The sequence below is a fragment of the Mycobacterium sp. genome (assembly GCF_049280035.1).
Taxonomy (GTDB): domain Bacteria; phylum Actinomycetota; class Actinomycetes; order Mycobacteriales; family Mycobacteriaceae; genus Mycobacterium.
On sequence record NZ_JBAPPI010000470.1, the window covers coordinates 1 to 6,287 of the forward strand.

Here is a 6,287-nt window from a genome sequence, read left to right on the forward strand (position 1 = left end):
CCGGACGGTTCTGTTCGAGGCGCTGTTCCTGCTCGGCGTTCTCGTTGGCACGTTCCAGATCCTCATTGCCGTGTTCAAGCTCGGTGATCTGACCCGATACATTTCCGAATCGGTGATCCTCGGCTTCCTGTTGGCCGCGGCACTGCTGATCGCGGTGGGTCAGCTCGGCAATGCACTGGGGGTGAAGGATCAGGGCACTGGGCGGATGCCGGTGCTGAAACGCACCTACCTCACGCTGTTCCACGGTGATGCGTTAAACTACCGCGCATTGATCCTCAGCATTGCGACCGTGGTGTTGGCGGTCCTCCTGCGTCGACTGGTGAAACGCTATGGGCTGCCACAACTCGACTTGCTGGCGGTACTGGTAATCGCGGCTCTGATCTCCTACCTAGCCGGGTGGTCGACCGAAGATCACAGCGGCAACACCGCGGTGGCCCTCACCGCGAGAATTCCGCAGGGTCTGCCCACCCCACACATCCCGGCCGTGCAACTTGGGGAGGTGGGCCAGCTGTCGGAAGGCGCGCTGGCCATCGCATTCATCGGCCTGCTCGAGGCGCTGTCGATCGCTAAGGCCATCGCCTATCAGAGTGGTCAGAAGCTCGACTACAACCGGCAGATCCTCGCGGAGGGCCTGGCCAATCTCACCGGAGGGTTCTTCCAGGCCGTGCCGGGTTCGGGCTCGGTGTCGCGCTCGCCGATCAACTTCCAGGCCGGTGCGGTTTCACGGTTCTCCGGAGTCGTTGCCTCAATAACCGTTGCCGTGGCAGTGCTACTCTTCGCGCCGCTGCTGCATTACATGCCGCGCGCGGCACTGGCCGGTCTTCTGCTCATCACGGCCGCGCGCCTCATCGACTACAAGCGGGTGCGCTACACGCTGAGAGCTTCCCGCTACGACGCGGGGCTGGTAATCATCACCGCGCTCACCGGGGTGCTGATCGACCTGGATACAGCGGTCTTGCTGGGCGTCGCCTTGTCGATTCTCTTGTTCGTGCCGCGCGCGGCGAAGCTGAAGGCCAAGGAGTTGGTCGTAACCCCCGAACGGGTGGTGCGCGAGAGGGTGCCCGGTGATCCGGGCAATCCGTCGACAATCATCTACGACTTCGAAGGCGAACTATTCTTCGGTGCCGCACCCGAACTCGAACGGTATTTGGAAGCGCTGGGCGAGCGGATCAGACGAGACGACATCAAGTTCCTCGTGCTGCGGCTAAAGCGGGTGCGCCACCCGGATGCCGTTGTCATCGAGCGGATCGAGAAATTCCTACGGGAGCAACATGACCGCGGCGTGACCGCCCTACTCGCGGGCGTGCAACCCGACCTGTGGACCCTACTGAAGAATGTCGGCTTCGAGGGATGGTTCCCATCCGAGCGCATCTTCCCCGAAGAGGACGAGGAATTCTCGGCGACGCTGAAGGCTGTCCGCTACGCCCATGCCCTACGCGGTCTCGACGAATCCCGCGCGCCGGTTCCCGCGGCTGCCGTCGCCAGCAACGGAGATCGCGAGCCCTACTACTATCTGGTTTAAGCCGCGCTGAGTCTTAGAAGAAGAACCCGGCATACGGCGCTTCAGGCACCGCGAACAGTCGATCGGCTACGACAATCGCCGACGGGTTGTCAGCGCGGGCCAGCCGCGCGGCAGCGAGACTGTGCCAGGTCGCACCACCGAGCAGAACGCAGGCCAGCCCCTCGATACCGACGTGCAATTCGGGGAGCCGGTCCGTCGGTTGGGCACCGTCGCCCGTGATAGTGACGACGGCTGAATTGTTCGGCAGGAGCGGGTCATTGACTGCGATGGTGACGGCGCCGTCGCCCTCATATCGGCGTGCCGACAAGGCCTTCGGCGCATCGACGATGCGGAGCCACGTTTCGTCATGCATCGCGGTAACCCGCGCGGCCCGTCGATCGACAAGCAGCCAGGGCAGCGGATCGTCGACCGGCAACATCCAGAACATCACGCGGTCAATAAGATCGAGCCCAAGCAGAAAACGCAGCAGCCCAAGATAAGCCTCCTCAGTGGGCGCAAAGAAATCCTCGACAACGATGGTGCGCTGATCGCTCACGAACCACGTCTGGGTGTCGATAGGACGGTACCGGACGAAACCCGATTCTGATCCCGGCTCGCCATGCACCGCGACATACCAAGCCCCCGAGGCGGATTCGGTGCGCAGCCGCAGGCCCTCCCACCAAACTTGGGGACGGTCGATGGTTCCCGGCCGGCACGAACGATTCTCGGTATAGATCCGGGGCAGGACATCCCATGCTTGCGCGGCGTCGATCAAGCGCACCGGACCACCGGTTCCGACGTCGGGCCGTAGCGCGCCGCGTGCTGTCTGAACCGCTACGCTTTGCGATGAACTCGCGACGCCGTAGCCGTACCGCTCATAGATCGTAGCCTCCGAAGCCCGCAACGTCGCTACCACCTCACCCCGTGTGTCGATATCGCGCAACTGATGGCGTACCAGCTCGGTAGCGATACCTTTTCGGGTGAACGACGGCAGCACCCCGATATGTGTCACGGCGGCGTGGCCCACCACCGCGCCACCGGGCAGGGTCAGCCCGCTAGTGACAGCGTCAGCGGTGCCAACGAGTTGCCCGGCGACGAACGCTCCGACGGTGCGGCCGGGCTCGAGCAGCTTGGTGATCTGGCCGGGGGCCAGTTTGGGCAGTGGTGGAAATCCGACCATGGCGGTGCGAAACAGGTTGGCCGCAGCGATGAGGTCGTCCTCGCCGTCGAGAACGCGAATCTCGGTGGTCATGCGACCATCATGTCTCGGGACGCGGCCTGACCCCTGTGGATCCCCGTGACGTTCGCCGATCGCAAAACCGTCGATACCGAGTTCCCCGGCAGGGCATTTCTCACCCAAACAGGATCCGGGCGATGACCTTATGAACTAGTTAACAGAAACTTCATCCGACGCCCGCACCGCCCAATTGCTCCGACGGCCTGCGCAAACCCACGAACATCGTACTTCGTTCCCGCACTAGTCCTGACCTGTGCAGAGCTTGGCATCGACCTGCGTAGCTAACCGAGTGGGCGGCAAGCTGCATGTGAGCGCGTCCGCTGTGATCTTCTTCTGCGGGCGATTTGTGCCCGGGCGATACGTCACTCGCACCCAGGAACCGGCCCAAGGACGGCCCCTCCGATTTGCGAACAACGCGGAAAAGAAAAAAAATGTCTCCATGAAGAAAAAACTGGTGATTGCCGCGGCCGCCCTCGGGGCTGCATTGTTGTCCAGCGGCGCAGTTGCCCTTGCTGACCCCGCCGCGCCGGGACCTGACCCGAAGGGGCCGAAGTGCTGGGGAGAGAACGATACGGGTTATATGCATTGGGCGTACACGCCCTGCGGCTGGACTTATTCGGACGACAATGGCTGGCAGCAGGCTCCGCCGCCCCCAAACCCGTGACGGGTTCGCGCGTCACCAACTAAACCTTCACCGGCCGGCGGCGACTGAGCACATTCACCGCGTGGTCGCGCGGGAACCTCGCCTGCGGTGGTTCGGTGTTTAACCGTCGTGTTGCAGCGCTGGACGGGTGGGCGCGGGTCCGGTCGCAGACACCGACACTGACCGCCTTGCTGATCCACCCCGCTGCTAGGTCCCGGTGACAACAAGCGGATCGTGTAGCACCCGAGTGCCGTCGTACAGTCCGTCGATGGCCGCCAATCTCATACCCCGCGCCCAACGCATCTGGATGTCGAGGGCGCCCTTCATGCCTGCGTCATGGCGTCCAACAAACCCTGGGACGCTGCCGCGCGAACACTCTTAGCCCGCGAAACCGGAGCGCGCGTGCCGATCAGCCAGCGGCGGTTATCCAAACGGCCAGCGTTGGGCCCCTGACAGGATCTGGCGTTTAGGCCCACGCTTGGCCATGTAGCGCACCCGACAATGTTGCCCGCGCGCCACTGAGACAGCCCGCTGCCAGTTGAGCGCCAGCGTGCCCCGCGGCGACCTCACCGTTGCGCGTTTTGATCGAATGGACCTAACGTCCACCATCTGCGAAAAGAGCAAACCCAATGGACGCACAGGACGAGCAGGATGCTGCCGCGCCGCCGACGCCGACGGACACCGAGTCGGAGCCGACGCTGATCACCGCCACCGGGCTGGGGGTGGACGGCGAGCACGGGCCGCTTTTCTCGGGCATCGATCTCGCACTCACCCCGGGATTCCACGCCATCCAAATGCCCGGAGGACCAGGGCAGACAGCTCTGCTGTTGACACTTGCCGGACGGCTGAAGGCCACCCACGGCACGGTGACTGTGCTCGGTGATTCGGAACCGCGTGCCATCCGCCGGCACTGCTCGATCGCGGCATTCGATGACATCGATGACCTGGAGGAGTCAGTGACAGTGCAGACCGTGCTCGCCGAGCAGCGCGGGTGGCTGGCGCCGTGGTACGCGCGGGTGCCGGTCCAGTCCGGTCAGGCCGAACTGGCCGAAGTCTTCGGCGAGATGGCCCCGCCGTCGGTCGAGACCTACATCGTGGAGCTGTCCGACCTGGAACTGTTCTTGCTTCGAATCACTCTGGCGCTGTTTTCCGACCGTCCGATCCTGGTGGTCGGCGACCTCGAGCAGGTGCGGGACAACTCACGGCGGGCGCTCGCGGTCGAGCGGCTCGGCGCGATCGCGACGCAGCGCACCGTCGTCGTGGGAGTGACCAACCCGCTCGGCACCGACGCCCCCGCCCATGACCTACATGATCACCGCACCCTGACGGGAAGGGGCTAACGATGCTTGCCGGGCTCGCATTTGGTTCGGAAATAAAGCGTTTCGGCCGCAGTCGCATGACCCGCGCAGCGATCGTGGTCTTGATGCTGCTCCCGCTCGTCTACGGCGCGCTGTACCTCTGGGCGTACTGGGATCCCTTCGGCCATGTGAACAAGATGCCCGTGGCGCTGGTCAATTCCGACCGCGGCGCCGTCGTCTCCGGGCAGCAAATCAACGCCGGCTCCGAGATAGCCAAAAGCCTGACGGCCGACCGCAGCCTGGACTGGCACGTCGTCAGGCCCGAAGAGGCCCGCGATGGAGTCGAACACGGCAAGTACTACTTCATGCTCGAGCTGCCGCCCGACTTCAGCGCGGCGATCGCATCACCTGTGACCGGGCAACCGAGACAAGCCAACCTCATCGCCGTGTACAACGATGCCAACAACTACATCTCGTCAAGCATCGGCCGCACAGCCATCGACCAGGTACTTAACGCGGTATCGAGCCGGATCTCCGGGCAGGCGGTCAATCAGGTGCTGTCCGTAGTCCTCTCGTCCGGGGCAGGGATCAAGCAGGCCGCTGACGGGGCGAAGCAACTCGCCGACGGCGCGGCGCGGGTCGATGACGGCGCCGGCCAGCTTTCAGCCGGTCTGCACACCGCCCGCTCCGGCTCGGCGCAACTTGCCACCGGCGCCAAGCAGCTTTCCGACGGCATTAACGAAGCCACCGAGCCACTGCTCGCGGTGAGCAAGGCGCTCTCGACGGTCGGCGGCAACACCGACCAGCTGCGCCAGGGTGCAGCCGCGATGCAGCAGGCCGCCGACCAGATCAATGCCATCGCACTAGCACAAGACGCCGCTGCCAACACACTCTCGTCGGTGATAGGTCAACTCTCCGCAAGCCAAGATCCAGTGGCAAGCAATGCCGCCGCGGCTTTGCACGGGATACAAGACCAGCTCCGACAACACCAGTTCACACCGCAGATCCGTCAGCAGGTCACCGATGCGCAGAACGCCGCGATCGCGATGTCCTCGACGCTGGGCGCACCCGGTAGTCCACTGAAATCCGCCCTCGACCAAGTCGGCAGCAAGGGACAGGAGCTGACGGACAAGCTCACCCAACTACGTAACGGCGCCCAGCAGGTCGCTTCCGGAAACGCTCAGTTGGCAAGCGGCATCGCGAAACTCGACGACGGGGCGCAACAGCTGACATCGGGTACCGGGCAACTCAAGGCGGGATCGGCCGAGCTGGCGACCAAACTCGCTGACGGCGCCAAGCAGGCGCCCAACTGGACGACCCGGCAGAAAGAGGCGATCGCCGACACTATCGGTGGCCCGGTTCAGCTGGAAGCCACACATGAGAACGCCGCGCCCAACTTCGGTACCGGCATGGCGCCGTTCTTCCTTACCCTCGCCTTGTTCTTCGGTGCGCTGGTGCTGTGGATGGTGCTGCGGCCCTTGCAAACCCGCGCCATCGCCGCCGAAGTGATCGCGATCCGCGTGGCGCTTTCCAGCTACCTCCCCGCAGCAGTGATCGGGATAATGCAGGCGATAATCCTCTACGGCGTAGTGCGATTCGCCCTCGGGA

General features: G+C 64.1%; 5 protein-coding genes. 4 read left to right on the forward strand and 1 reads right to left on the reverse strand.

Annotated elements, in window-relative coordinates:
- Positions 1-1,522 (forward strand): SulP family inorganic anion transporter (locus WAN71_RS15470; RefSeq protein WP_422226172.1); only part of this gene is annotated, 1,522 nt, incomplete at its 5' end.
- A 13-nt stretch (positions 1,523-1,535) separates the two neighbouring features.
- On the opposite strand, the gene WAN71_RS15475 is transcribed toward WAN71_RS15470, so the two are convergent.
- Positions 1,536-2,753, reverse strand: a complete 1,218-nt coding sequence (locus tag WAN71_RS15475) for a GNAT family N-acetyltransferase (protein WP_422226173.1) — start codon at positions 2,751-2,753, stop codon at positions 1,536-1,538.
- A gap of 274 nt (positions 2,754-3,027) precedes the next feature.
- Between WAN71_RS15475 and WAN71_RS15480 the strand changes: the two genes are divergently transcribed.
- The 3 genes from WAN71_RS15480 to WAN71_RS15490 form a co-directional block, all read left to right on the forward strand.
- Complete coding sequence (locus WAN71_RS15480; protein ID WP_422226174.1) at positions 3,028-3,402, forward strand: hypothetical protein; 375 nt, start codon at positions 3,028-3,030, stop codon at positions 3,400-3,402.
- Positions 3,403-4,010: 608 nt separating this feature from the next.
- On the forward strand, positions 4,011-4,721 hold the full coding sequence (locus WAN71_RS15485) for a hypothetical protein (RefSeq protein WP_422226175.1): 711 nt from the start codon (positions 4,011-4,013) through the stop codon (positions 4,719-4,721).
- A gap of 2 nt (positions 4,722-4,723) precedes the next feature.
- Positions 4,724-6,287 (forward strand): YhgE/Pip family protein (locus WAN71_RS15490; RefSeq protein ID WP_422226176.1); only part of this gene is annotated, 1,564 nt, incomplete at its 3' end.

Coding starts and splice junctions, on each gene's coding strand:
- WAN71_RS15475 (WP_422226173.1), bottom strand. CDS start 2,753: ATGACCACCGAGATTCGCGTTCTCGACGGCGAGGACGACCTCATCGCT.
- WAN71_RS15485 (WP_422226175.1), top strand. CDS start 4,011: ATGGACGCACAGGACGAGCAGGATGCTGCCGCGCCGCCGACGCCGACG.